Below are 25,985 nucleotides of genomic sequence, written 5' to 3' on the forward strand. Positions count from 1 at the left end.
ATTTAATCGGAATGCATGACAAACCTTAGTACTAGGAGCTAATAAGAGTTATGAGCAGCATTGAAGAACGCGTAAAAAAAATTGTCTGCGAGCAGCTTGGCGTTAAGGAAGAAGACGTAAAAGCTTCCTCTTCATTCGTAGAAGATCTCGGCGCTGATTCTTTGGATACCGTGGAATTGGTTATGGCTCTCGAAGAAGAGTTTGAAACTGAGATTCCGGACGAAGAAGCCGAAAAGATCACCACTGTTCAGCTGGCAATTGATTATATCAATCAGCACCTGTAACAGCATTCCGCTTATCGGATAGATACAAACCAAAGCTACTCTGGGTTCCGACTTAGAGTAGCTTTTGTTTATCTGTGTGATTGTCCTGGCGAAGGCCGTAACAATAGCTGCGGGCGGGAAGACGCGGTCAAATACGTGGAGAGAAGCGTGTTCAATGGCAGACGAGTAGTCGTGACAGGATTGGGCATGGTCACCCCTTTGGGTAACGATGTTGACTCAACCTGGCAGGCGCTAAAAGACGGTAAGAGCGGTATCAATAATATAGAGCATTTTGATACATCAGCGTTCACTACCCGCTTTGGCGGCTCCATCAAAAATTTCGACAGCGATCTTTACATGTCGGCCAAAGATGCCAAACGCATGGACGTGTTCATTCTTTACGGGATGGCTGCGGGTGTTCAGGCTATGCGCAGCGCTGGTCTGGAAGAGGGCGGTTTCGATCCGACGCGGTTTGGCGCGGCTGTCGGATCCGGCATCGGTGGTATTACCGCCATTGAGAACAATGCCGAGCTGATCCGCAGTGCAGGTCCACGCAAGGTGTCGCCATTTTTTGTTCCCGGCTCCATCATCAATATGCTGGGCGGGACGCTGTCCATTCGTTACAACCTGCAGGGCCCCAATATCGCGGTCACCACCGCGTGCACCACCGGTACCCACAATATCGGACTCGCAGCGCAAATGATTGCGTCAGGGCAAGCCGATCTGATGATTGCCGGTGGCGCCGAGATGGCGACCTCGCCGGTTGGACTCGGCGGATTCTGCGCTGCACGCGCCCTGTCAACGCGTAATGATGATCCCCAGGCGGCCAGCCGACCCTGGGACAAGGACCGCGACGGGTTTGTATTGAGTGATGGTGCCGGCATCATGGTCCTGGAAGAATACGAGCATGCCCGCAAGCGCGGCGCGACCATTTACGCTGAACTCTCCGGTTTTGGCATGAGTGCTGATGCTTTCCACATGACATCACCGTCGGAGAACGGCCGTGGTGCCGCCGCCTGTATGCAGAATGCCCTGAACAGTGCCGGACTGAACGCCTCTGATATTGACTATATCAACGCCCATGGCACCTCCACGGTTGCCGGTGATGTCGCCGAAACCCAGGCGGTGAAAACCGTGTTTGGTGATCATGCATTCAAGCTGCCCGTCAGTTCCAGCAAATCCATGATCGGACATTTGCTGGGTGCCGCCGGTGCGGTCGAGGCGATCATCTGTGTCATGTCAATGCATGACAAGGTCATTACGCCGACCATCAATCTGCACGAGGCAGACCCAGCCTGTGATCTTGATTATGTGCCAGGCAGTAGCCGGGACGCGAATCTGAATGCAGTGCTCAATAACTCCTTCGGTTTTGGCGGCACCAATGGCTCCCTGATCTTTACGCGACTGCCCTGATGGTCGCGGTGACGCTGGTTGATGGTGTGCTGGCTGATACCATTCCGGTCAGCGATCGTGGTTTGTTATATGGCGATGGTGTGTTTGAAACCATCTGCTATCGCCGGCAACAACTGTTGCAATTGCCCGCCCACCTGCGTCGCCTGCAGCAAAGCTGCGAACGTCTGGGCATTCCCTTGCAGTTGGCGACAATCGAACAGCATCTGAACTTCCTGTTTTCCTGCCTGCCCTCCGGACCGGAGGCGCCTGTTGAAGGCGTGGTCAAGATCATTGTCACGCGTGGCGATGGTGGTCGCGGTTATGCCCCGCCGACATCTGCAGTGTCGCGCAGCCTGATCCAGTTTCATCCCATGCCCGCGCAATACGCTGAATTTGCCCGCCAGGGTATCGCCTGCATGCTGTGCCAGCATCGGGTTTCGGTCAATCCCGGACTGGGCGGGCTGAAGCATCTCAATCGTCTGGATCAGGTCATGGGCAGTCGGGAGCTGGTTGCTGCACAAAACCGGCCGCACGTTGACCCGATGCTGCAAGAGGGCCTGATGTTTGATAACCAGCGCAACCTGATCGAGGGGACCCGCAGTAATGTGTTTGCGGTTATCCGCGATCAGCTTTGTACCCCGGATGTGACTGCCGCCGGTGTCTGCGGCATTATGCGGCAGACGCTGCTGGCGTGGTGCGCAGGGCAGGGTATCGGGGTGGTGGTCAGAACGATTCCGGCTGATGAGCTGATGCTTGCCAGCGAAGTGTTTATTTGCAACAGTGTATTGGGTATCTGGCCGGTCAACCGGCTGTATGATTTTACCTCGGACGCGACCCGGGTTCTGACTGATGATGCCATGGCGCGGCGTGCGCAACGCGGATTGGCCTGTCAGTAAATGGGTTAAGTCAGTGTTTCATTAACCTGCGGCAGTGCATAAAGCTGATCACGAAATAGGGCGCAGATTTAGCCGGAAGTTGTGCAGCCATCGTGCAGCACTAATGCAGCACTTGTGAAGAGTTTATTTATATCGCCATGGCTTTGATTTCCGGTCGCAGACTGCTGATTATTGTTGTACTCCTGTGCGTCAGCGTGCTGCTGTTGACGGCCGGTTCATGGCTGGCGATGCGGCAGTACCTGGATTCACCACTGGCGCTGCCCGACGAGCCGGTGGTGGTCGACATTGAACCGGGCCGCTCACTGCAACAGCTTGCCAATCAGCTATCGGCAGAGGGTTATCTGGCCTGGCCGCGTGCCCTGGTGTTGTGGGCACGCTGGCACGGTTTTGATCGCCGTATACGCAGTGGCGAATATGCGCTGACGGCGAATCTGACGCCAACAACGCTAATGGATTTGCTGATGTCGGGGCGTGTCGTGCAATACCCCATAACCTTTGTCGAAGGCTGGACCGTGCGCCAGGCACTGACGAACCTTTGGCAGCAGGACAATATCACGCAGGTGCTGGCCGACAAGTCGGATGAAGACATTCACGCGGCACTGGAAACCGATTTGCCGGCGCTGGAAGGCGGCCTGTTTCCCGATACCTATTTCTACACCAAGGGCACCACCGATCTTGCTATCCTGCGCCGCGCCAACCAGCGTCTGCAGCAGGTTCTGGACGAGGAATGGCAACAGCGGGCAGTGGGCCTGCCTTACGAGTCGCCCTGGCAGGCACTGATCATGGCGTCCATTATCGAACGTGAATCCGGTTACCAGGCAGAAAAGCAGGACATCGCCGGGGTTTTTGTCAGGCGCCTGCAAACCGGAATGCGATTGCAGTCCGATCCCACCGTGATCTATGGCATGGGCAGCCGTTACGATGGCGTCATCTATCGTAGTGATCTGAACACCACCACCGCGTACAATACTTACCGCATCAATGGCCTGCCACCCACGCCAATTGCGCTGGCGGGGCGTGACTCGATTCATGCCAGTTTGCAGCCTGGCGAGGGCAGCGCCCTGTACTTTGTTTCGCGCGGCGATGGCAGTCACCAGTTCTCCGATACGCTGGAAGAACATAATGCGGCCGTGCAGCGCTATCTGCGTGGTGGTGCCGATAGCGAGACCAATTGAGACTCATCATCACAACGTGGTCATGGGTCAACGCCAATAAAAGAGGATTAACGTGTCAGGTCGCTTGATTACGGTTGAAGGCATTGAAGGCGTAGGTAAAACTACCAATATCAACTGGATATGTGAATGTCTTGCGGAACAGGGTATTCCCTTTATTCAGAGTCGGGAGCCGGGTGGCACTGCGCTGGCCGAGGAAATCCGGCAACTGCTGCTGACACCCCGCGATGAAAAAATGTCGGATCTGACCGAACTGCTGTTGGTATTTGCGGCCCGTGCACAGCACCTGCACCAACTGATTGAGCCTGCATTGTTGCGCGGGGAATGGGTGGTCTGTGATCGCTTTACCGACGCAACCTATGCCTATCAGGGCGGTGGGCGCGGGCTTGATATGTCTCTTATCGCGGCGCTGGAGGACCTGGTACAGGACAAATTGCGCCCCGACCTGACGCTGATTCTGGATATAGAACCCGCTGTTGGCCTGGCCCGGGCACATCAGCGCGGGGCGCCGGACCGCTTTGAGCAGGAAGCCATCAGTTTTTTCACCCGGGTCAGGCAAACCTATCTGGAACGTGCCCAGGCGGCGCCCGATCGCTACCTGATCGTTGATGCCGGCAAACCCCTGGTCGATGTTCAGGCCCAGATCAGGGCAGGGTTGCACCAGTTCTGCCAGCGCAGCGTTAGCCGGGCTCAGGCAACAGCGGAGCCGCATCATGGCCTTTGACGCTGTTCTGCCGTGGCACATCGACGCCTGGATGCAGGTCATTGCGCAACAACGCCACGAGCGTCTGGCACATGCCTATCTGATCAGCGGGCTGCCGGGCAGCGGCAGGTATCAGTTTGCCCGTGCGCTGGCGGCACGGATGCTGTGCACGGAACCATTGGCAGACAACGCGGTTAAAGGTGTGCCGGACGCTGTAGCCTGTGGCCGGTGCCGGCAATGCCTGTTGTTCGATACCGGGAATCACCCGGATGTGCTGGATATTACGCCGGAAGAGGGCAAAAGCAGCATCAAGATTGACCAGATACGCAGCATTTCACGTCTGGTTAACCAGACCAGCAACCAGACCGGTGCCATCAAGGTCATTATTATTCGACCGGCCGAAGCATTGGGCGTCGGGGCTGCCAATTCGTTGTTAAAAAATCTGGAAGAACCGCCCGGCAGAACGCTGTTTTTGTTGATCAGTGAGCCGGGTGCGCAAATGCTGCCGACCATCCGCAGTCGCTGCCAGCCCCTGCCGTTGGCGCCGGCATCACCGGAGCAGGGAATGGCCTGGCTGTCCGAACACTCGTCGTCAGCGAGCGCTGAACTGGACGCGGCGCTGTCACTGGCGCCCGGTGCGCCGCTGCAGGCGCTGGCCTTGCTGGAAGCCGGAATCCCGGCATGGCGCAGCATTGTGCAGGAGCAGCTTGAGGATATGGCTGCGGGGCGATTGACGCCACTGGAAGTGGCGAAATACTGCCACGCCCAGCCGCCAGATTATGCTATACAACTGATGCAGGAGTTATCGCTGCACAAAGCGCGTGAGGCGCTGCGGGCCCAACAACCCATGGCCGCCAGAGCATTTCTGGAGGTCGGGCGTGAGCTCACTCTGATTCACAGGCAACTGGAAAGTGGCGCCAACCCGAACCCGTTGATGGCGCTGGAACATATTTTCAGCCTTTGGCAAAACACCACAGGAGACAAGGATGTCACCCGTAAACCAGGGGACGTGCAGTTTATCGCCTCCCGACAATAACCAGAACACACAGGTCAGTCCCCTGCTGATATCCGTCAGCATACGGGATCCGCGTGTATTGCAGCGCTGCTTTCTGCCATTCCTCAAACGGGGTGGGCTGTTTGTCCCCGGGGCTCGCCGGTATGCGTTGCGCCAGCGGCTGTTTTTGCTGGTAACGCTGCCAGCATTGCCGGGCACCGCCGGTCAGCGCACAACCCATGCCCTGAATGCCACTGTGGCCTGGCTGACCCCGGCGCAGGCACAGGGTGGCAATGGCATGGGCGTCGGCTTGCACTTTGATGCCGACGGGTCGGATATCAGACGATCTATAGAATCGTTGCTGACAGCTCTGTTATGATCACAAAAGGTTTATTTCGGAGGCAGTCTTCATGCAGTTTATCAGTCAAAGTATGCAACACCGTCGCGGCAGCCAACCTGCTTTTGCCAGACTTCTGCTCCGGGTGTCGGCATTCACCGCGTTGTGTCTTTCCCTGCTGGCCTGCGGTCCGCAATCAGAGCAAACTGCGTCAGCTGCTGCGGTCGCAGAAACTGCCGTGCTGGATGTCTATAAGAGTCCGACCTGCGGCTGTTGTGGCATGTGGATAGAACACGCTGAAGAGCGCGGATTTCAGGTGGTTGCCCACGATCTAGATAATGATGCACTGACCCGGGAAAAACTGCAGCGCGGTGTCACACTGCGATATCAGTCGTGTCACACAGCAGTGGCACAGGATGGCAGTGTGTTTGAGGGTCATATTCCGGCGCATCTGATTCACCGGTACCTGGCTGACAAACCGGCAGATGCGATAGGTCTGGCGGTGCCGGGCATGCCCATTGGCAGCCCGGGTATGGAAGTGGGCGAGCGCTTTGATGCCTACGACGTCTACTTGCTGAAAACCGATGGCAGCACGGAATTGTATACCCGGGTCACCGATCAGCAGTCCCAGTATCAGTGACAGGTTGGCAATAATAGAGCAGTGCTAATAAATTACAGCGGCGCCTGGTCCTGTAGCTTCAATGTCACCAACTCGGCCAGTGCCAGGCTGGCCGTCAGCCCCGGTGATTCAATACCAAATAATTGAATCAGTCCGGGGCATCCATGAACATACTCATCCTGAATCATGAAATCTGCATAAGCGGAGCCCAGACGCGGCCGTATGCCGGCATAGGCGGTCTGCAAACGGGTTTCATCAAGTGCCGGATAATAGGTTCTGATTGCCTCGGCAAAAGTCGCCCGACGTGACTCATCGACGCGATAATCGACGCTGCTGACCGGTTCGATATCCGGGCCGAAACGGCACTGACCTGCCATATCCAGCGTCGCGTGAATACCCAGCCCGCGGTGTCGGCTATCCGGCACCGGGTAGATCAGGTGGCGAAACGGCGAGCGACCGGACAACGCGAAGTAATGCCCCTTGACCAGATGCAAAGCCGGTATCAGGCTCTGATCGATGCCGCCTATTGAGGCGGCAACCTGGTTGGCTGATAAGCCGGCACAATTGATCAGCATGCGGCTACGCAGGCGGAAAGGTGCCTCCTCTCCCGTGGCTTCGACGTCAACGTCAAAAATCCCGGGGCCCTGGCAGTCGGCCCGCAGCAAACGGCTGTTGGTAGCGACCAGAGCGCCATTGAGTTCGGCCTCATGTTGCAGACGATGCATCAGTGCATGGCTGTCAATGATGCCGGTATCCGGTGACCATAGCGCTGCACTGGCCTGCAGGTGCGGCTCCAGCCGCGTCATGTCCTGATGTGACATTGGCGTCAGTGATTCCACGCCGCATGCCTGCGCGGAAGTTTGCAGCTGGTCCAGCGCCGCCTCTTCGCCTGGCTGGGCCACAATCAGTTTGCCAATGCGCTGATGCGGGATATCGTGCCTGGCACAGTAGTCGTAGAGCAGGGCATTGCCCCGGACACAGAGTCGTGCTTTCAGACTGCCCGGCGGGTAGTAAAGTCCGGCGTGAATGACCTCACTATTGCGGCTGCTGGTTTCCTGGCCGGTGCCGGCATTCTGTTCCAGTACCAGCACAGAGGCTTTGGGCCAGTGCGCCGACAGGTGGCGGGCCAGCGCCAGGCCCATAATGCCGGCGCCGACGATGCAGATATCAAACGGTTGTCGGACGACAGAGTTAATAAGCGGCTGCACCCCCGTCATTACGTGGGTCGGAAGTGGCGTGCATGACGCCATCGCGAACCAGAATCGAGTTGGCGTCACCGATACCGTAACCACCGGGCCGCATTTCTGTATGGCCCATACGTTCCAGCGTCTCCAGTGCCCCTTCGACAAAGGCATCGGGTTCATAGCGGACAATGTCCGGCTGCCACTGATGGTGGATGCGCGGAGCGGCGACGGCCTGGTCAATGTTCATGCCGTGGTCCAGTGTATTCAGAATCACCTGAAAGACGGTATTGATAATGGTGGAGCCGCCCGGTGAACCGGTGACCAGTACCGTTTCCCCGTCACGTGTGACAATGGTCGGCGTCATGGAGCTGAGCATGCGTTTGCCCGCTTCAATCTTGTTGGCCTCATCGCCCAGCAAACCATAGGCGTTGGGTGCGCCCGGTTTGGCGGAAAAGTCATCCATTTCGTTGTTCAGCAGGAATCCCGCGCCGGGGACCACAATACGATTGCCATAACCCAGATTGAGTGTGGTGGTCACCGACACGGCAATACCATCTTTGTCCATGACGGAGTAGTGTGTGGTTTCGGTGCTTTCCGCTGGCCAGGTGCCGGCACCGATATCTTCACTGTCAGAGGCCTGCTCCGGATTGAAGTCACTGAAACGTTCACGGGCATAGTCCTTGTCTGTCAGCATGGCCAGTGGCACCGGATAAAAGTCCGGATCGCCCATGTGTTCGGCACGATCCGCGTAGGCGCGGCGCTGAGCTTCCACCATCAGATGAATGGTGTTGGCAGTACCCCAGCCCAGAGCTTCCAGGTCATAAGGTTCCAGCATATTCAGCATTTGCACGACCAGAGCACCACCGGAGGAGGGTGGCGGCATGGACCAGATATCGTAGCCGCGATAACTGCCGCTGATCGCTTCCCGCCATTTTACGTCGTACGCTTGCAGGTCTTCGTGCGTGATCATGCCGCCCAGACGGCGCATTTCCGCCACCAGCAGATCAGCCGTTCTGCCCCGGTAAAAACCGTCTTTGCCTTGTTCGGAAATTCGCTTCAGCGATTCCGCCAGGTCGCTCTGGACCCAGATGTCGCCGGCTTGCCAGGGTTGGCCGTTGTTGGTGAAGATGGCAGTGGAGGCGGGGTAGCCGCTCATGCTGTCGGCGACACGGGCAAAATCACCGGCCATGTCGGGTGTCAGTGGGAACCCCTGTTCCGCCAGCCTGATGGCGGGTGCCATCACTGCCTGACGGCTCATGGAGCCGTAGCGCTGCAGCGCGTCGAGCATGCCCGCCACACTGCCGGGAACGCCGGCTGCCTGAGCACTGTAGAGTGACTTGCGGCGATCGACATCGCCTGTCGCATCAAGGAACATGTCAGGAAATGCAGCACCGGGCGCTTTTTCACGGTGGTCCTGGGTCACCACCGTGCCATCATCCAGTTTGATAACCATGAAACCACCGCCGCCGATATTGCCGGCAGACGGATGCGTGACTGCGAGCGCAAAACCAACTGCGACGGCGGCATCAATGGCGTTACCGCCTTGTTGCAGAATTTCCACGCCCACATCCGAGGCGAGCTGGGAGCGCGATGTCACCACGCCATTACTGCCCGATACGGTGTTGGCGAATGACAGAGGGGAAAAAACGAGAGTCAGAACGAGCAAACAGGTAAGATAAGAGCGGTTCAGCATGTACGATGCCTCTGATAAAGGTCAGATTTATATTCATTGAATCTGTTGTTCATCCTATCATAAAGCGTTTGTCAGCAGTCATAGCCAACGTTATGATCATTGGCATTTTTTTGGAAAAAAGCGGAGAAGCACGGTAGCTTATGTCGACTTACGAATACGATTTTTTTGTTATTGGCGCCGGTTCCGGCGGCGTGCGTGCCGCCCGCACGGCGGCTGCGCTGGGAGCCCGCACGGGCATCGCGGAAGCGCGTTTCTTTGGTGGCACCTGTGTCAATGTCGGGTGCATACCGAAAAAGCTTTACACCTACGCTGCCCACACTCGCCATGATATCGCAGACAGTGCTGCCTACGGCTGGCATACGCAGACCCCGCCGGTATTTGAGTGGTCGTTGCTAAAACAAAACAAAGACAAGGAAATCAAAAGGCTGAACGGTATTTATAAAAACCTGCTGAGTGCTGCCAATGTCGATATTCATGAAGGCCATGCACGAATTTCGGGTGCCAATCGTGTCACTGTCGGTGATCGGGAAATCACAGCAAAACATATACTGGTAGCCGTCGGCGGGCAGTCCTTCATGCCGCCGGTGCCGGGCATTGAGCACGCCATGGACTCTGACGATTTCTTTGAACTCACCAGTCAGCCGGCAACGGTGCTGATTGTTGGCGGGGGTTATATTGCGACCGAGCTTGCCGGGGTGTTCTCGGGACTGGGAACAGAAGTGACGCTGGCTTATCGTGGTGATTCGCTGCTCAACGGCTTTGATGAGGATATACGTACTTTTTTCACCGACGCCATTAAAAGCTACACACATCTTAAACTGAATTCAGACATTGAGCGTATAGACACATTGGGTGATCAAAAGCAGGTGCTGTTTGCTGATGGCAGCAAGCAAACGTTTGACGCTGTGCTGTATGCTACCGGCCGTGTACCGGCGACGGCGAATCTGGGGCTGGCTGACCATGATGTGAGGCTGTCCGATGTCGGCGCCATTATTGTCGACGGGAACTTTGAAACCAGCATGCCCGGCGTATATGCGGTGGGTGATGTGATCGATCGGGTGACGCTGACGCCGGTGGCACTGGCGGAAGGACAGGCACTGGCGAGGCGCCTGTTTGGCGGGCCGGAGCAGCGCGTGTCCTACGATCTGGTTCCGGCAGCGGTGTTCAGTGACCCACAGATTGCAACAGTGGGGATGACGGAAGCCGAAGCCCGCAGTTGTCATCAGCACATCGAGGTTTATCGTAGCCGGTTCCGTCCCCTGAAACACACGCTTACCGGACGCGAATCATTCAGCCTGATGAAAATGCTGGTGGACAAGGAAACGGATCGTGTAGTCGGCATGCACATGGCAGGGGATGATGCCGCTGAAATCATGCAGGGTATGGCAGTGGCGATGCAGGTTGGTGCCACCAAGGCCCAGTTTGATTTGACGATCGGCATACATCCGACGGCGGCGGAAGAATTCGTCACCATGCGGACACCGGTTGATGACTGAAACATCATAAACGGGTCCGCTGTCGGCGTGGCTCAATTTATAATAAAGATGAAACTCTATGTCAGTAAAACAATCAAGGTCAGCCAGAAAATCATCGATTTTTAATGCGCAGGCGCGTGATCTTGAGTTCTACACTCGGGTCATGATTGCGGTCTCTGCCTGCGGCATCAGTTTCGGTTTGCCGTTTGCACTTTATCATCTGTTCTGGGGCAGTCTGGTGATTTCCGGCATCCTGTTGCCGGTTGTTGTGCTGCAGATTTTTGCGCTGGTCTCACTGATCAGGCGTGGCTTTAATGCGTTTGCCGCCTGGTCCATTGCCATTGTGCAAACCGGCGCCAACATATTTTTCATCATGGAAGTCGGCATGATGGCCAGTTACTGGTTATATGCCAGCGGCGTTGCCAATTACTACATTTTGGATCGTCGTCCGGCCGTGCTGGTCAATGCACTGGCCTGTCTGGCCGCAGTGGTCCTGGCGTTCGACGATCCGACCTATATTGTGCGCTATTGTGCGGCATTCGCCATGATCAACATTTTCCTGTACACCTTCTCGGTGCAACTGGAAAAGAAAAATAACGAGCTCGATTTGATGCTTACCATCGATCCGCTGACCCGGGTCGGCAACCGCACCGCCATGGATGAAACGCTGTTACATGTGAAAAACCTTTTTGAGCGTTATGCCACGCCGGCGACCGTTATCATGATCGACCTTGATAATTTCAAACGCATCAACGACACCCTGGGCCATTCTGAAGGTGATAAAGTTCTGTGCCGGGTAGCAGAGCAGGTGCAGGCGCGATTGCGACCGACCGACACGCTGTACCGGTATGGCGGCGAAGAATTTATCGTGGTGGCTGAAAACACGTCACTGAGTCAGGCGTCCTTTCTGGCCGAAGGCATACGTCAACGTATTGCCAGTCACGCAGGGGACCAGCCGCAGGCGGAAGCTGATCTGACGGTCTCGATTGGCGTTGCGCAGCTGCGCGCTGATGAAAGCACCAATAGCATGGTGGACCGGGCAGACAAGGCGCTGTACAAAGCCAAGTCCATGGGCCGCAATTGGGTGTGCTTTGATGGTGACCATGAAGGCGAACAACAACAGGCGGCTGACGGCAACGACAAGCGTGCAGCGGTTTAGCCGCGATCACCACCGTGTCCGGGGTAATCGCGACCCCGTGATCAGACCGGCAAGTCGTCCGGCACAGAATTTACCCGGTATGCCTGGGTACCCTGTGGCGGCTCAAACCAGCCCGGATCGTTATCACCGTCAAGTTCGTCACGTACCTTGATCAGGGTGAACATGCCACCCATTTCCATCGGCCCATACGGGCCCCGACCTCCCATCATTGCCAGCGTATTTTGCGGGCCGCGCATATGGCCGGCATCGATATGCTCCTGGTGCGCCGACATGCCGTTCTCGCCCATCGCCATGTAGCCGGGAATCATCTGTCTTATCTCACGTGCCAGTTCTGACTGATCCACTCCTGTGGTGACCGGCAATTCATGACCCATGGCATTCATGGTGTGGTGAGACATGTGGCAATGCAACGGCCAGTCGCCGGCGACAGCGGTGAATTCCAGGTCCCGTGTCTGCCCGACCCCGACGATCTCGGTGACTTCCTTGCGCCACTGGCCCCGCGGCCAGCGGCCACCATCGGATCCGGTGACATCAAACTGTACGCCGTGCATGTGCATGGGATGATTGTACATTGACAGATTACCGACTCTGACGCGTACCCGTTCCCCGTTCTGCGCCAGCAACGGAGCAATGGCAGGAAATACCTTGCTATTGATCGTCCATAGGTCGAAATCAGTCATCACGCTGGGGTCCGGCCGATAGGTGCCCGGGTGTATGGCCCAGTTGTGCAGGAGCAGGGCAAAGTCCCGATCAACATGATTGGCGTCATCCTGTTGTTTGGGATGAATAATGAACATCCCCATCATGCCCATGGCCATCTGCAGCATTTCGTCAGCGTGCGGATGGTACATATGGGTGCCATGTTGCTTCAGGGTAAATTCGTAAACCCATGATTCGCCAGGTGGAATTGCTTTCTGAGTGAGCCCGGCCACACCGTCCATGCCGAAGGGCAGAATCAACCCATGCCAGTGCACGGTTGTGGGTTCCTTTAAGCGATTGGTGACAAAAATCCTGACCCGGTCACCTTCAACCGCTTCCAGTGTCGGCCCCGGCGTGCTGCCATTGTAGCCCCAGGCTTTGATGCGGGTGCCTTCGGCGAACTCATGATCTACCTCTTCGGCTATCAGGTGGAACTCCTTGACGCCATCGCGCATTTTGTAGGGCAGGGTGCGGCCATTCGGGGTCACCACCGGCGTATAGGGCCGATCGGTTGCCGCGTTCTGCGAACTGCTGTTGGTTGCCGGTGCTTGTGCGGTTTGCGTGCCTGCGGATCGGCCGCTTAGACCGGCACTGACAAAACCGGCGGCGCTGCCCAGCAGCAATTGTCGACGATTAATCATGATGGTGCTCCTGATGGTTGGAGGATTCAGAGTCCAGAGAGTGTGGCGCAGGCGAGTGTGGTGAAGAAGAGTCCGGTGACAGGGCAGATGGATCCGATGTCGGTACCAATCCGGCGACAAACGTATCAGCGGTGTTGGCTGAATGCTGCATGAAATCAGCGTGCTCTGCCCAGTAACGCTCAAGCAGACTGACATAACGCATCACGGTCTCGGTTTCCTGTTGTTTGACACTGATCAGCTCAAACGGGCCTGACAACATGAAATTGTATTCCTGCAGAACCAGTTCCAGCATGCGTTGTTGGCGCGGAATGTCCTGGTCGCGCAATTGCCTGACCTGTTGCGACAGGTTGAGCAGGTTGTTGAGGTTGCGGCTGAGTTGATGGGCGATGGCAAGTTGCAGGGCCTGCTCATCGGCAGTTAATTGTACAAGCCGTGATTGTATTGACGAAACCCGATGCTGACCGCGATCAAACAGCGGCAGACTCAGGTCCAGTTCCAGGCCCGACGCGGTGCTGCCGTCGGGTTCGCGTTCGGTGACAAGCCCAAGGCCAAGCTCTGACATACCAAACTGCTTCTGCTGCAAATCCAGGCGGCGCTCCAGGGATTCGCGCGTATTGCGCATCATGGTAACCTCGGGACGTTGCTGCATGGCTGTTGTCAGCAATGCTGCAAAGGTATCCGCATTCTGCAGGATGGCTCGCAATGCCGCCGGTGTCAGCAGATCTGCGTCTGTATCCGGCAAGGCATCAGGTACCACCAACTCACTGTTGAATGGCAGACCCAGTGCCAGCTCCAGCTCAGCCAGTCTGATATCAGCATCGGTTATGGCTTGCTGAGCGGCCAGTTGCTGTCGGGCAAGCTCGTCTTCGTAGCGTAATTGCTCCAGTTCGCTCAGATTGCCGGCCTGGTTCAGCTGGCGAGCCAGTTCGGCATTGAGCCGCGCAGCTTCCGCTGTCTGTTGTTGTTGTCGGCTTGCGTGTCGGGCAGCGACGACAGCGAAGTAGCGGCTGCGAACAGCGCCAAGTTCGCGGGTTAACGCGGTCAGTGCGCCGGTTCGCGCTGCCTCCAGTTCGGCACCCGCCAGGCGCTTTCGCATGGGCAGTGTCAGCCAGTCGAGGATGCCCAGGCTGATGCCGAATTCGGTCTTCCAGCTGCCCTCAGCACGCAGCGCGGATGCGCTGAATCCCGGGTTATTGATTAATGTGGCCTGGCGGTAATCGGCATCGGCGATCCCTTGTGATGCCAGTATCGATCTGATGGCCGGGCTGTGCTGCAAGGCGAAAGCCTGGGCCTGCGCCGGATTCAGGATAGTTGCGGGGTTATCAGTTGTCACCTGAACCGGTCTCGTCGCAATTGTGCCTAGCGCGGGCGACCAGTCATGCAACGCCAGCAGCAGTGGCTGTTGATGAGAGTCGTCGGTTTTTCCGTATGCGGTCATTACATCGCCTGTTGTGCTGCATGCGATCAGTGCCGGCAGCAGCATCAACAGGGCAAACGCCTGAAATGGCATAACAATAGTCCTTTCATGGTTTGAATTAACAGCCCCGGGTCAGGGACGGTTACAAATGCTGTTCAAACTGAAAGGATGATGGGGGGACGGATGGGAAAATCCGGGAAACCTGCTGCCAGATCGTGGGACGGTATGGCGAGGCCGGCGCCTGCCAGTGACGATCGCTGCGCGTCACGCTCCAGCGTCAGCATGGTCTGCACCTTGTGGCAGCCACCGGTGCAGTGAAAACAGTCGGTTGTATCCGACTCGTGATGTACGCCTGGTTCGGCAGCAACAGCCGTGACTGCAGTTTTGCCATGACAGTCTTCGACCGTAGCGCCGACCGTCATGTCATGGGATGCATGGACGGAGACTGACGCGGCCGCCGAATCGACAACGATACAGTGCACCAGCACATTGGCCAGTGCCTGGGATGGCAGCCAAAGCGCGAGCAGTAAAGCGGTCAGATATTGAATGCGTCTTGTCATGGTGGTCGGAGTTTTACACAAAGGCTTACTGTAAGTAAATGCAGGTGCGATGCCTGGCAGTCATGGTCAGGATGTTGATTGACGGGTGGTGCGCCTTATATTCATGCCTGTTACACTAATTCCGGTAATAAAGATTACCGGAATTAGTGGAGATGCAGGTCGCACAGTGCAGAACTTCTGCTGCGACTCCTTCACTTCTCCCGCTTAGTTGCCTGCGGTTGATGGCGTCCAGTCGCAGCCTTCACACTCGGCCGACTTACCGTTTTCTTCCAGCAAAGCAAAGATCAGGTCGCGCCAGGTTTCGTTGGGTTGCCAGACGGTATTCATATCGGCCTTGGCTTCGGCGACCGGCACGTCTTCGTAGATGACCCGATACAGAAAGCTGAAGGCTGTGGCGCGCGCGTTGACCTGGCAATGCAGCAGCGTTTTCATGTCCGGCGCACGTTGCATGGCGTCCGCGAAGGCATAAAAGTCGCGTTCGGTCGGATTGTTCCAGTCCACCGGGATATGGATATAGTCCATGCCCAGGCCTTTGACCACCTGGTCGGCGTTGGCGATGGCATTCTGGTTATTGGTGAAAGCAATGTAGATAACGCGCTCATAACCGGCATCGCGAACGGCAGAAAATTGTTCTACGGTAGGCTGGCCGGCGCTGGCAAAGCGGTTGCTGTACTCCCGAAAATTTGTGATTCCGGCCAGCGTAGCATTGGCGGGCGCCAGGTCTGCAGCGATCAGATGAGTACTCACTAACATTGATGCGATAATAGCCAAGCTTCTTTTTATCATGCGATTGCTCTCTATATTTAATGTTATTTCTAATTTATGTTCAGGCGTATTTGGCGCTGGTGCCGGAGGTTGATACGCGGGAATCATCAGGCCGGATGCGGAAAAATACCGCATAAAACACCGGTACCGCAATCAGCGTCAACACGGAGGCGAATGCCAGACCTGCCATGATGGTCACTGACATACTGGCGAAGAAAGCGTCGGCGAGCAGCGGGATCATGCCCAGAATGGTGGTGGCTGACGCCAGAAACACGGGGCGTAAACGACTGACACTGGCATCCAGGATCGCCGTATGGGGACCCTTGCCCTCTTCGATCTGCAAATCGATTTCATCTACCAGCACAATGGCATTTTTCATCAGCATGCCAGACAGGCTCAGGACGCCGAGCAAGGCGGTAAAGCTGAACGGCAGGCCGCTGGCCAACAGCCCGATCGCAACACCGCACAGTGACATCGGCACCACCAGCCAGATAATCAGGGGCTGCCGCACCTTGCCAAAGATCAGCACTGAAATCACCAGCATAACCATAAAGCTGAGCGGTAGCTGGGCTCCCAATGACGCCTGTGCTTCACCGGAAGCTTCCAGCTCCCCTCCCCAGTCCAATTGGTAGCCGGGAGGCAGGTGCATGGCTTCAATGTCGGCACGTACCCGGCGCAAGGCTTCGTCCGCCGTCAGTCCGGTGGCCGGTTCAGCTTGCACGGACAGGGTTCGCGTGCGGTCACGACGCATAATCAGGGTTTCTTCCGCGCGCGTATCAAAGCCGTCAATAACCTGAGTGATCGGCACATAACGCTGTTCACCCGAGCTCCACACCAGGCGCTCCTGCAGTCGCTCAACACGCAAGCGCTCAGCGGCCGGCGGCCGGATAATAATCGGAATGCGCTCGTCCGCCTCACGATAGGTACCCGCCCGGACACCGGTGGTGGCGAACTCCAGAGTTTGGGCAACATCCGAACGGGCAATACCAGCCACGCGGGCGCGTTCTTCATTGAACCGGGGTGCGATAACCAGTTCGCGTTGCCGCCAGTTCTGGCGAATGTCGATTAACCCGGGCTCGGCATTAAATATGGACATTGCCTCCGTGCTCAGGGCTCGCAGTACTTCGGGGTCCGTGCCACTGAAACGGGCTTCAATCTTGGCGCCTGCACCTGGGCCAAACACCAGTCGGCGGGTCTGAATCTCGGCAGCCGGATAGGTCGCGCCCAGTTCTTCGCGTAGCTCCTGAGCCAGCTCATCGATCAGAAAACGATCTGCGGTACGAATAATGAGTTGACCATAAGCCGGGTTGGGTTGCTGCGGCTCATACGTCAGCATAAAGCGGCTGGCTCCCTGCCCGATGAATGTCGACACTGCCTCGACGCCGGGTTTGGTCATCACCAGCTCGTCGATCTGTGCCAGATCACGCGCTGTGGCGCGTATGTCACTGCCCTGCGGCAAGCGATAGTCTACAAAAAAGATGGGCGTATTGGAGTCGGGGAAAAACGCCTGTTTGACGAAGCCGAACGCCCAGAAACTGCTCGCAGTTATCAGGATCAGCAGCGCTATGGTCAGTCGCCGCCAGACCAGGCTGGCCTGCAGCGCCTTGCGATAGATGGCATAGAACATACCGCGATAAGGATCGCTGTCGGTGGCGCCCGGTTTTACCTTTAACAGGTACTCACCAAACAGCGGCGTGACGGTGATCGCCAGAATCCAGCTCAACAACAGTGATATGCCGATAACGGCGAACAGAGAGAACAGGAATTCGCCGGACGTGTCCGGTGACAGACCGATACCGGAAAACGCCATGATGCCGATCAGCGTGGCTCCCAACAATGGCCATTGTGTGCGCGCGGCAGCATCACTGGCCGCCTTGTGGGCCGGCAAGCCGCGCTGCATGTTAATCAGCATGCCTTCGGCGATAACGATGGCATTATCCACCAGCATCCCCATGGCAATAATCAGTGCGCCCAGCGAAATACGTTCCATTTCGATGGTAAACACACGCATCATAAACACGGTGCCCATGACGGTAAGCAGCAGCGTCAGCCCTACCACCAGGCCGACGCGCCAACCCATGAAAATACACAGAACACCTACCACGATGGCCACGGACAAGGCCAGGTTGATGATAAAACTGCCAATGGCTTCGTCTACGACCACGTGTTGCGCGTAAATGGGCTCAAGTTCGACACCCAACGGGATGCGGGGAGCCAGGTTGTCCAGGGCCGCATCAACCGCCTGCCCGACTTCCACAATGTTTTCGGTCGCCACCCCGGCGATGGCGAGGGTAAAGGCGCTACGGCCATTGTGACGTATCAGATGGTCGGGTATTTCTTCACTTTGCCGCGATACTGTCGCGACATCTATCAGGGCAATCTGGTCGGTACTGCCGGGTCTGCCGATGCGCAATGATTCGATATTGCTGACGCTGTCCAGGCCGGGCCGGGAGCTGATACGTACGTTCAGGTCGTCGACACGGGCCGCGCCGGCGCTTTGCACAGTGTTCTCCGCCTGAATGCTGTTGACAATTTGTGCCAGTGGCAGGCCGGTGGCGATAAGCCTGTCATTGGGCAATTCAACGTAGATGGCCTCTTCCGGCAAGCCACGGGTTTCGACCTTGGCGACGCCGTTTACAGTCAGCAGTTCGCGTCGCAAAAAGGAGGCGACATCGCGGATTTCATTGTCGTCGAACGCGGGCGCTGTAACCGCGTAAAAAATGCCGAAGACATCTGCAAAATCATCGTTGACCATGGACGGACCCGCGCCGTCGGGCAGGTTACGTTGAAAGTCGCCGACCTTGCGGCGCAACTCATCCCATACCTGCGGGATTTCGTCGCCGTCATAGGTGTCCTGAATTTCGACGGTGATTTCCGAGCGCCCAGGGACCGACTTGGAGGTAATGCGTTTAAGCTGGGACAGCTGCTGGATGGCAGATTCCAGGTGCTCGGTGACCTCAAGTTCAACCTCTTGCGCGGTGGCGCCGGGGTACGGTGTCACGACCACCGCCTGCTTCAGGGTGAATGCCGGATCCTCCAGGCGCCCCAGGGTCAGGATGCCCCAGAGTCCGCCCAACATCAGGATCAGAATGAACAACCATGTATTGACCGGACGGTCGATGGCATAACGCGCAAAATCCATCTTGTTGTTCCCTCAGCGAGCGTTTCGGTAAGGTGTCACGGCCATGCCGTCATACAGCATGTGGGCGCCTGCGGTAACGATCTGTTCGCCCGGCTGCAAACCTTCATGAATAACGACGCGGTTGGAGCCCAGTGCGCCCACGGTGACCGTTCTCGGACTGACAATGCCCTCACCTGCGTTATAGACCCAGACCCGAAAGCTGCCGTCATCGGCCGTATCAAGTGCCGCAGCCGGCACATCAATACGCGGCACCAGGAAATTGTCGCTGGACTGCACTGCCACGGTCGCTGTCATGCCCGGCAGGATATTGATGCCCTCCTGGCGTGCGAGTCCGAAACTGACCTGATAGGTCTGGGTTACGGGATCCGCCTCGGTCGCGTGCTCGCGGTAACTCAGCGGAAACTGGCGCCCGGGATAGGCGGAAATCTCGGTTGTGACAGTAAAGCGTTCCGGAGTTTGCAGCATGGCCATCAGGCTTTCCGGCACCGAAATGTGGACGCGAAGCTCGGTAACATCCTGTACCCGCACGACTGCGGTGCCCGCCTGCACCTGGGTAAATGAATCTACAATGCGGCGCGTGATCAGGGCATCGAAAGGTGCCTCAATGCGGGTGTAGGCAAGATTTCGTTGTGCGGCACGCAAGGCCAGTTCGCGCATCTCCAGGTCCGACGCGGCACGATCGTAGGTGGCGCGCGGGATCGCCCCGCTGTCCAGCATCTTGCGGTTACGCTCGTAATCCAGCGTGCTCAGGTCGAGCGCGACCCTGGCCTCGCTGACGGCGAGTGCGTAATCAGCGTCGTCCAGTTCCGCGATCAGTTCGCCACGCGGCACAATGGCGCCCTGCTGGACCGGCATGCGGGCGATACGACCGCCAACCTGGAAGGCAAGATCAACCGTACTCAGGGCGTCGACAACGCCGACAAAACGACGCACACCCTCGGCGCGATCCTGACCAATGGTTTCCAGGCGCACCGTACGCAGCTCGCGTCCGTTGTCCTGCTCTGCCGTGCTTTCCTGGCAGGCGCTAAGAATGGAAAACAGACTCAACAGCAACGTGACGCGAACCAGCAGCGACCGTAAGGAGCGGCTCATGACATTTCCTCGGATAATTGCAGAAGTTTTTGAAAAAGCTTGGTTTTCTCAGCCTGTGGATACGGCGAGATACCCAATATGTGATGGAACCAGATGCCGTCGGCAGCAGCCCATAACAACAGGCCCATATCGGGATCTGTGCATTCCGCGCTGATACGCTGGTAACTTTCCTGGAAAGCCGTACGCAGGGGTTCCAATAGCTCAGGATTTTCTGCCGACGCGGTCAGAATACACATGTAAATACCAGGGTCGACCATTTGATGCCCGGCAACAGCGCGCAATGTGGCGCGCAAATGCGCGTTGGGCTCACCGGTCATGGCACGTTCTTCGGTTGCAGTAATGCTCTTGAATTGCTCGACGAGTCGGGCCAGCATTCCCCGCAGCAAGGCTTCCTTGTTTGGGTAGTTGTATAACAGACCGCCCTTGCTCAGACCACATTCGCAGGCGACCTTGTCCAGGGTCAGGTGCCCCGCGCCTTCGCGCTCAGCCACGCGCTGCGCGGCGTCGAGAATATTGTCACGCGAATTGGATCTGAGTTGCGCCATTACTTTACCGTCCGGATGGTATAGTTTAAAGCGCAAGCTTAACAAATAAGTGTTACTTAATGCAACGTTTTAGCTGGGGTCAGATGTGTCTGTGTCGACTGTTGCGGGGTCAGACCCCGCCGCCGCTGGAACTTTCGGCCAATCCGGCATGGACTTGATATAAACATCCTGTTGCGGATATGGGATGGTAATGTTGGCCTTCTTGAATGCCCGCCAGATGGCAACGTTGATATCCGAACGGACCGGCGTAAAGCCATTGTTGGGGTCGTTGATCCATACCCTGACCTCCAGAGCGATGCCGCTGTCGGCAAATTCGGTGAGCCGGACGGTGGGTGGCGGATCCTGTAACACCCGGGAAGAAGCAAAGGCGCAGTCCAGCATAAGCTGCATGGCCACTTCCGGATCATTGTCGTAACTGATCTGCACCGGCACGGTGACCCGCACGTTGGGATCAGCGTAGCTCCAGTTGATCACTTGTGAGGTGATCAGGTTCTCATTGGGGATCAGGGTATCGACCCCCTCCCTGTTGCGAACCACAATATAGCGGGCATTAAGCTCCTGTACCCAGCCAAACTTGGTGCCGACAGTAATAATATCACCGGGTTTGATGGAGCGATCCAGTACCAGAATAAAACCACTGATGAAGTTTGACGCGATACTTTGCAGGCCAAAGCCCAAACCGACACCCAGAGCCCCGCCAAATATCGCCAGCGAACTCAGGTTGATGCCGACTGCGTTAAGGGCAAGCAGAAACGCCAGTGTCAGCAGCAGAAACCGGCTCAGTTTGCTGACCCCGACCTGCATGCTGGGCGAGATTCCCGGTACGCGGGCGACCTGGCGGTTGATGAGGTCGGCAATCCACACGGCCAGGATGAACGCGAGTGCGACGATAAACAGGAGCTGGAACGTCGACAATACGGTGATGCGTGTTTCCCCGATCGTCAGTCCCATATTGTCGAGCAGCGCCAGCACCCCCGGCAACCAGCCGAGCAAATGCATGATCACGATTGACCAGACCAGCAGCACCAGCGCATTTTCGGATGAGCGCATGATCGGATTTGATGCAAACGATTTGCGCAGTATGTAAACGCATAGCCGGATCAGCGCCAGCGCCGCCAGTATTGGCGAGATGACATTGAGGATGGCGGTGGGCAGGCCATAGTTCTCCAGAATGCCGATGGCAATCAGAATGAACACCAGTGCCGTTAATGGCCAGACGATGCGCTGGGCGCCGCGAACTGCGATGTGTCTGAGCCCGGTGCTCTGGGTGTTGCTCTGTTCCAGTACGGATTGCATCCGGGCATTAATCAGCGCCGCCAATGCCAGGGCGGATAACAGCACCAGAAACTGCCACCAGTATTCGGGTGTCTGCAGCGCGACGATGACTTGCTGGGAGCGTTCCTGCAGCAACGTAAGCAACTCTTGCATGATTGGTATGGCTCTCCTGCAACTTTATTTCGGGTTAACGCCAAGCATATCTATCATCGCTGGCCAATAACAGCGAAAATATTGACCCATGAAAGCACCCTACCCTTTGTTCGACACTCTGGACAACATGCCCAATCCGTGGCGCGAGCCCCCGCGCATCAGCGCAGCTATGCTGGCATCCTGCAAACAGGCGTTGCCGGCGAGTGCTGCTGACGACTACCGCAGTGCCAGCGAGTTTCTGTATAGCTACCGCGGCAGCCCCGATACTTTTACGGCCTATCGTCGTGAGCTGGAACACTTTCTGCAATGGAGCTGGCTGATTGCTGGCCTGTCGTTGCGCGAGATCCAGCGCGAACATCTCGAGTCCTACGTTGAATTCTCCCGGCAGCCGCCTGATACCTGGATTGGTCGCAAGCAGGTGCCCCGTTTTATCGAACGCCAGGGTGAGCGTGTTGCGAACCCGGACTGGCGGCCCTACCAGGCCCACCCTGATCAGCCTTATGCCCTGTCCCAGTCGGGTTTGCAGGCCATGTTCGCGGTACTGAGCAGTTTCTTTAATTACCTGGTGCAGGAGAACCAGCTGCAGGCGAACCCGGTGGCGCGCATTCGTCAGAAAGGCAAGTTCCTGCGTAAACGTCAGGGTCAGGACAAGATACGTCGCTTGTCGCAAATACAATGGGACGTCGTGATCGAGACGGCCGAGGAAATGGCAGACAAGGATGGGGACACGCATGAACGCACGCTTTTCATCATGACCGCTCTGTTTGCCATGTATCTGCGTATCTCGGAATTGGTGGAAACTGAACGCTGGATTCCGCAAATGGGTCACTTTCAGCGCGATCTGGAAGGCAACTGGTGGTTTCTGACGGTCGGCAAAGGCAACAAGGAGCGTGAGGTTTCAGTCAGCGATGCCATGCTGCAGGCGCTGCGCCGGTACCGCGAGTCACGGGGGCTGTCTGTCATGCCCCTGCCGGGCGAGGCGACACCGCTGATCCACAAGACGCGGGGCAAAGGCGGCATCACCAGTACCCGGCAGATTCGCAGTATCGTGCAAAAATGTTTTAACCAGGCTGAAGCAAAGCTGCGCGCCGAAGGGTCTATTGAGGAGGCTGAAAGGCTGGCGACGGCTACGGTGCACTGGTTGCGACATACCGGTATCTCGGAAGACGTCAAACACAGGCCTCGTGAACACGTGCGTGACGACGCCGGTCACGGCTCCAGTGCTATCACGGATCGTTACATTGATGTGGAGCGGGCGGAGCGACATGCCAGCGCCCGCAATAAGCCTGTCACTAAATAACACAACTAAACGGGCGTTTAGCTGATAAATTCTTGGGTGACCTTGACATACCGCGTCAAATCGTAATATCAAGGATCTGAAATTCAGGCAATAAATTGTGTGAGGTATGACGTTGAATACTGAGACTCATGAGTTCAAATCGACACCAGATCAGCCGCAGCCGGTGACATTGTTGCCGACCCTGTTGCGCAAAGCAGGCGCCATCATCAGCCTGTCCGCAGTACTGGCCTGGATGTTTGCTTGTCCGGCGGCGGCGCAGGACGCTGGACTGCAGGCTGAGTCGGGTGTGACAGCGCCGGCTGCCGAAGACGAGCTGCTGGAGCTGGATGCTGACAGCCTGTATGCCGCCATGGCGCCGCTGCCGATTTACGGCCGCACGGCCATTGAGCTGCTTCGTGAGCTGGAAACCAAACACTACTCGCCGGTGACGTTTGATAATAACTTTTCCACGGAAGTCTTTGATAACTATGTTGATATGCTGGATGGTTCGCGCCTGTACCTGACGCAGACCGATATCGACACCATTGAAAGTCTTCGCGACTCACTGGACGAAAGCCTGAAAAATGGCGACCTTCAGCCCGGCTTCGAAATCTACAATCTGTACCATCGACGGGTACTCGATCGGCTGGTGTGGACGGTTGAATTTGTCGAAAACGAGCTGGATACCTTCGACTTCACACTCGACGAAGAGCTGATCATTGATCGTGAGGATGCACCCTGGGCAGCATCTGAGGCGGCGCTCGATGAATTGTGGCGCAAACGCATCAAGAACAGCACCCTGAGTCTGTCGTTGACAGGCATGGAAATGGACAAGGTAGAGGAGCGCCTGAGCAAGCGTTACCGTAACCAGTTGACCCAGGTTGCCAAGACCAACGAGCGCGACGTCTTCCAGGCCTACATGGCGACGATTGCACGCACGGTTGACCCGCACACCAGTTATTTCTCACCGCGCGACTCGGAAAACTTCAACATGGGCCTGCGTGGCTCGTTGCAGGGCATCGGCGCCCAGCTCACGTCGGAAGATGAATACACCAAAGTTGCCGAGCTCATCAAAGGTGGTCCGGCCGAGCAGGCCGGCGAGCTGAAAGCCGGTGATCGTATCATCGGTATTGCACAGGGCGAAGAAGGTGAAATGCAGGACGTGATCGGTTTGCGCCTGGATGATGTGGTGGATCAGATCCGTGGTGAGAAAGGCACCCTGGTGCGACTTAATGTGCTGCCGGCCGAAGCCACCAGCGAAATCGGCGCGCGCGAGATTCTCATCACCCGTGATACCGTCGAGCTGTCGGAACAGTTTGCCCGCAGCGACGTGCTGGAAGTCGACATCGATGATGATATCTATCGCATCGGTGTGATCACCCTGCCCTCGTTTTATTTTGATTTCGAGGCGGCATCAGCCGGCCTGACAGATTACCGTAGTTCCGCCCGCGATGTACGTGCCCTGCTGGAAGACTTAAAGCAGGATGATGTGGAAGCCGTGGTGGTGGATCTGCGTTACAACGGTGGTGGTTCGCTTAATGAAGCCAACGAGCTGGTTGGGCTGTTTATCGAGTCGGGTCCGACAGTGCAGATTCGCTACTCCGGTCAACGCAATGGTTTTGTTCGCTCTTATGGCGATGCCGACCCGGAAGTGGTTTACGACGGTCCGCTGGCAGTGTTGGTGAACCGTGCCAGTGCGTCTGCGTCGGAAATCTTTGCGGGTGCCATTCAGGATTACCAGCGTGGCATTGTTCTTGGTGGACAGACATTCGGTAAAGGCACGGTGCAGGAAATCATTCCGATGGACTATGGTCAGGTCAAACTGACGCGCTCCAAGTTCTATCGTATCTCCGGTGCCAGCACCCAGCACCGCGGCGTGTTGCCCGATATTGACTTCCCTGACCGCTACCAGGCGATTGAGACCATGGGCGAGAGCAATCTTGATGGCGCCCTGCCCTGGGATACGGTGCGTCCGGTGGAATACCGCTCTTACCACGCGCTGCGCGAGATCATTCCCGAGCTGCAGGCGCGACATCAGCAGCGGGCGGAGAATGATCCTGATTTCATCTATCTGGAAGGCACCGTTGAGCGCATGATGGAAGCCCGTCAGCGTGAAACCATACCGCTGAACAGGGAATTACTGAAAGCACAGCGAGATGCCGATCGACGTGAAGCATTCGAGGCGAACAATGCTCGCCTGGCCGCCAAAGGGCTGCCGCTGGAAGAATGGCGCGACGAGACCTTTGAGGAAGACAGTGAGGAGCTGGACGTCGCGGTTGTTGACGAGGAAGCGGAGTCAGAGGACGAGCGTGAGGAAGACGATCCGCTGTTGCAGGAAAGTGGTCGTATCCTGGTAGATATGGCGGAGCTGTTGGGCAATCCGATGGCCGCCGCGCACGATTCCGGCAATGTGCGGGCAGCGCTGAACACTATGGAGCTGTCTGAGCAGTAATCTGCGGTTGACGGATACAAAAACGGGAGCCTTGGCTCCCGTTTTTTTTACTGCTCTATTTTTCCGGACAACCAACAG

At 56.9% G+C, this 25,985-nt stretch carries 22 protein-coding genes; 12 read left to right on the plus strand and 10 right to left on the minus strand.

Translation table 11 applies throughout. From position 1 onward, the window contains the following. Positions 1 to 50 precede the first annotated feature (50 nt). From acpP to ENH71_RS11895, 8 genes are all read left to right on the plus strand, one after another. On the plus strand, positions 51 to 284 hold the full coding sequence (gene acpP / locus ENH71_RS11860; protein ID WP_058021632.1) for an acyl carrier protein: 234 nt from the start codon (positions 51 to 53) through the stop codon (positions 282 to 284). 147 nt (positions 285 to 431) lie between these two features. After that, positions 432 to 1,676, plus strand: a complete 1,245-nt coding sequence (gene fabF / locus ENH71_RS11865; RefSeq protein WP_294129956.1) for a beta-ketoacyl-ACP synthase II — start codon at positions 432 to 434, stop codon at positions 1,674 to 1,676. Further along, entirely contained in the window at positions 1,676 to 2,551 is an 876-nt protein-coding gene (pabC, locus tag ENH71_RS11870) for an aminodeoxychorismate lyase (protein WP_294129955.1), read from the plus strand. Before fabF ends, pabC begins: the two co-directional genes overlap by 1 nt. A gap of 137 nt (positions 2,552 to 2,688) precedes the next feature. After that, positions 2,689 to 3,726 (plus strand): endolytic transglycosylase MltG, encoded by a 1,038-nt coding sequence (mltG, locus tag ENH71_RS11875; RefSeq protein ID WP_294129953.1) that lies wholly within the window; start codon positions 2,689 to 2,691, stop codon positions 3,724 to 3,726. Positions 3,727 to 3,778: 52 nt separating this feature from the next. Further along, positions 3,779 to 4,447 (plus strand): dTMP kinase, encoded by a 669-nt coding sequence (gene tmk, locus ENH71_RS11880; RefSeq protein ID WP_294129952.1) that lies wholly within the window; start codon positions 3,779 to 3,781, stop codon positions 4,445 to 4,447. Then, positions 4,437 to 5,462 (plus strand): DNA polymerase III subunit delta', encoded by a 1,026-nt coding sequence (gene holB, locus ENH71_RS11885; protein ID WP_294129951.1) that lies wholly within the window; start codon positions 4,437 to 4,439, stop codon positions 5,460 to 5,462. The genes tmk and holB overlap by 11 nt, the downstream gene beginning before the upstream one ends. Further along, the gene (locus ENH71_RS11890; RefSeq protein WP_294129949.1) at positions 5,413 to 5,799 is read left to right on the plus strand and encodes a PilZ domain-containing protein; all 387 of its coding nucleotides are present in this window, start codon (positions 5,413 to 5,415) and stop codon (positions 5,797 to 5,799) included. The genes holB and ENH71_RS11890 overlap by 50 nt, the downstream gene beginning before the upstream one ends. Before the next feature lie 31 nt (positions 5,800 to 5,830). Then, positions 5,831 to 6,397: a DUF411 domain-containing protein gene (locus ENH71_RS11895; protein ID WP_294129947.1), complete on the plus strand. Its 567-nt coding sequence runs from the start codon at positions 5,831 to 5,833 to the stop codon at positions 6,395 to 6,397. A gap of 32 nt (positions 6,398 to 6,429) precedes the next feature. Here the strand turns inward: ENH71_RS11895 and ENH71_RS11900 are convergent, their stop codons facing one another. Further along, a complete protein-coding gene (locus tag ENH71_RS11900) occupies positions 6,430 to 7,584 on the minus strand; it encodes an NAD(P)/FAD-dependent oxidoreductase (RefSeq protein WP_294129945.1) in 1,155 nt (384 codons plus the stop codon). Then, a complete protein-coding gene (gene ggt / locus ENH71_RS11905; RefSeq protein WP_294129943.1) occupies positions 7,568 to 9,253 on the minus strand; it encodes a gamma-glutamyltransferase in 1,686 nt (561 codons plus the stop codon). The genes ENH71_RS11900 and ggt overlap by 17 nt, the downstream gene beginning before the upstream one ends. A gap of 140 nt (positions 9,254 to 9,393) precedes the next feature. On the opposite strand from ggt, the gene gorA reads away from it, so the two are divergent. Together gorA and ENH71_RS11915 are read left to right on the plus strand one after the other, a co-directional pair. Further along, positions 9,394 to 10,749: a glutathione-disulfide reductase gene (gorA, locus tag ENH71_RS11910; RefSeq protein WP_294129941.1), complete on the plus strand. Its 1,356-nt coding sequence runs from the start codon at positions 9,394 to 9,396 to the stop codon at positions 10,747 to 10,749. 58 nt (positions 10,750 to 10,807) lie between these two features. After that, positions 10,808 to 11,887 carry a GGDEF domain-containing protein gene (locus tag ENH71_RS11915; RefSeq protein ID WP_294129939.1) on the plus strand — a complete coding sequence of 360 codons (1,080 nt, stop codon included), beginning with the start codon at positions 10,808 to 10,810 and terminating at the stop codon, positions 11,885 to 11,887. Between the two features lie 41 nt (positions 11,888 to 11,928). Here the strand turns inward: ENH71_RS11915 and ENH71_RS11920 are convergent, their stop codons facing one another. From ENH71_RS11920 to ENH71_RS11955, 8 genes are all read right to left on the minus strand, one after another. Next, positions 11,929 to 13,227, minus strand: coding sequence for a multicopper oxidase family protein (locus ENH71_RS11920; protein ID WP_317622330.1), 1,299 nt, complete (start codon positions 13,225 to 13,227; stop codon positions 11,929 to 11,931). After that, positions 13,220 to 14,737 carry a TolC family protein gene (locus ENH71_RS11925; protein WP_294129935.1) on the minus strand — a complete coding sequence of 506 codons (1,518 nt, stop codon included), beginning with the start codon at positions 14,735 to 14,737 and terminating at the stop codon, positions 13,220 to 13,222. Before ENH71_RS11925 ends, ENH71_RS11920 begins: the two co-directional genes overlap by 8 nt. A gap of 62 nt (positions 14,738 to 14,799) precedes the next feature. Beyond that, positions 14,800 to 15,204, minus strand: coding sequence for a hypothetical protein (locus ENH71_RS11930; protein ID WP_294129932.1), 405 nt, complete (start codon positions 15,202 to 15,204; stop codon positions 14,800 to 14,802). 204 nt (positions 15,205 to 15,408) lie between these two features. Continuing rightward, complete coding sequence (locus tag ENH71_RS11935; protein WP_294129931.1) at positions 15,409 to 15,990, minus strand: protein tyrosine phosphatase family protein; 582 nt, start codon at positions 15,988 to 15,990, stop codon at positions 15,409 to 15,411. A gap of 40 nt (positions 15,991 to 16,030) precedes the next feature. Further along, on the minus strand, positions 16,031 to 19,111 hold the full coding sequence (locus tag ENH71_RS11940; protein ID WP_294129929.1) for an efflux RND transporter permease subunit: 3,081 nt from the start codon (positions 19,109 to 19,111) through the stop codon (positions 16,031 to 16,033). Positions 19,112 to 19,123: 12 nt separating this feature from the next. Next, the gene (locus tag ENH71_RS11945) at positions 19,124 to 20,203 is read right to left on the minus strand and encodes an efflux RND transporter periplasmic adaptor subunit (RefSeq protein ID WP_294129927.1); all 1,080 of its coding nucleotides are present in this window, start codon (positions 20,201 to 20,203) and stop codon (positions 19,124 to 19,126) included. Beyond that, positions 20,200 to 20,748, minus strand: coding sequence for a TetR/AcrR family transcriptional regulator (locus tag ENH71_RS11950; RefSeq protein ID WP_294129925.1), 549 nt, complete (start codon positions 20,746 to 20,748; stop codon positions 20,200 to 20,202). Before ENH71_RS11950 ends, ENH71_RS11945 begins: the two co-directional genes overlap by 4 nt. Positions 20,749 to 20,817: 69 nt before the next feature. Next, positions 20,818 to 22,176, minus strand: coding sequence for a mechanosensitive ion channel family protein (locus ENH71_RS11955; RefSeq protein WP_294129924.1), 1,359 nt, complete (start codon positions 22,174 to 22,176; stop codon positions 20,818 to 20,820). 88 nt (positions 22,177 to 22,264) lie between these two features. On the opposite strand from ENH71_RS11955, the gene ENH71_RS11960 reads away from it, so the two are divergent. Both ENH71_RS11960 and ENH71_RS11965 read left to right on the plus strand, forming a co-directional pair. After that, entirely contained in the window at positions 22,265 to 23,476 is a 1,212-nt protein-coding gene (locus tag ENH71_RS11960) for a tyrosine-type recombinase/integrase (RefSeq protein WP_294129923.1), read from the plus strand. A 106-nt stretch (positions 23,477 to 23,582) separates the two neighbouring features. Continuing rightward, the gene (locus ENH71_RS11965; protein WP_294129922.1) at positions 23,583 to 25,907 is read left to right on the plus strand and encodes a carboxy terminal-processing peptidase; all 2,325 of its coding nucleotides are present in this window, start codon (positions 23,583 to 23,585) and stop codon (positions 25,905 to 25,907) included. Positions 25,908 to 25,985 lie beyond the last annotated feature (78 nt).

Origin of the sequence: Pseudohongiella sp. (genome assembly GCF_011050365.1) — a bacterium.
Taxonomy (GTDB): domain Bacteria; phylum Pseudomonadota; class Gammaproteobacteria; order Pseudomonadales; family Pseudohongiellaceae; genus Pseudohongiella.

Excerpts from the sequence above, each read along its gene's own strand:
- ggt (WP_294129943.1), bottom strand. The coding sequence starts at position 9,253 with ATGCTGAACCGCTCTTATCTTACCTGTTTGCTCGTTCTGACTCTCGTT.
- gorA (WP_294129941.1), top strand. The coding sequence starts at position 9,394 with ATGTCGACTTACGAATACGATTTTTTTGTTATTGGCGCCGGTTCCGGC.
- ENH71_RS11920 (WP_317622330.1), bottom strand. The coding sequence starts at position 13,227 with ATGATTAATCGTCGACAATTGCTGCTGGGCAGCGCCGCCGGTTTTGTC.
- ENH71_RS11890 (WP_294129949.1), top strand. The coding sequence starts at position 5,413 with ATGTCACCCGTAAACCAGGGGACGTGCAGTTTATCGCCTCCCGACAAT.
- ENH71_RS11960 (WP_294129923.1), top strand. The coding sequence starts at position 22,265 with ATGAAAGCACCCTACCCTTTGTTCGACACTCTGGACAACATGCCCAAT.
- holB (WP_294129951.1), top strand. The coding sequence starts at position 4,437 with ATGGCCTTTGACGCTGTTCTGCCGTGGCACATCGACGCCTGGATGCAG.
- ENH71_RS11930 (WP_294129932.1), bottom strand. The coding sequence starts at position 15,204 with ATGACAAGACGCATTCAATATCTGACCGCTTTACTGCTCGCGCTTTGG.
- ENH71_RS11965 (WP_294129922.1), top strand. The coding sequence starts at position 23,583 with ATGACGTTGAATACTGAGACTCATGAGTTCAAATCGACACCAGATCAG.
- pabC (WP_294129955.1), top strand. The coding sequence starts at position 1,676 with ATGGTCGCGGTGACGCTGGTTGATGGTGTGCTGGCTGATACCATTCCG.
- ENH71_RS11955 (WP_294129924.1), bottom strand. The coding sequence starts at position 22,176 with ATGCAAGAGTTGCTTACGTTGCTGCAGGAACGCTCCCAGCAAGTCATC.
- ENH71_RS11925 (WP_294129935.1), bottom strand. The coding sequence starts at position 14,737 with ATGCCATTTCAGGCGTTTGCCCTGTTGATGCTGCTGCCGGCACTGATC.
- ENH71_RS11945 (WP_294129927.1), bottom strand. The coding sequence starts at position 20,203 with ATGAGCCGCTCCTTACGGTCGCTGCTGGTTCGCGTCACGTTGCTGTTG.
- mltG (WP_294129953.1), top strand. The coding sequence starts at position 2,689 with ATGGCTTTGATTTCCGGTCGCAGACTGCTGATTATTGTTGTACTCCTG.
- ENH71_RS11895 (WP_294129947.1), top strand. The coding sequence starts at position 5,831 with ATGCAGTTTATCAGTCAAAGTATGCAACACCGTCGCGGCAGCCAACCT.
- acpP (WP_058021632.1), top strand. The coding sequence starts at position 51 with ATGAGCAGCATTGAAGAACGCGTAAAAAAAATTGTCTGCGAGCAGCTT.
- ENH71_RS11935 (WP_294129931.1), bottom strand. The coding sequence starts at position 15,990 with ATGATAAAAAGAAGCTTGGCTATTATCGCATCAATGTTAGTGAGTACT.
- ENH71_RS11915 (WP_294129939.1), top strand. The coding sequence starts at position 10,808 with ATGTCAGTAAAACAATCAAGGTCAGCCAGAAAATCATCGATTTTTAAT.
- ENH71_RS11950 (WP_294129925.1), bottom strand. The coding sequence starts at position 20,748 with ATGGCGCAACTCAGATCCAATTCGCGTGACAATATTCTCGACGCCGCG.
- ENH71_RS11940 (WP_294129929.1), bottom strand. The coding sequence starts at position 19,111 with ATGGATTTTGCGCGTTATGCCATCGACCGTCCGGTCAATACATGGTTG.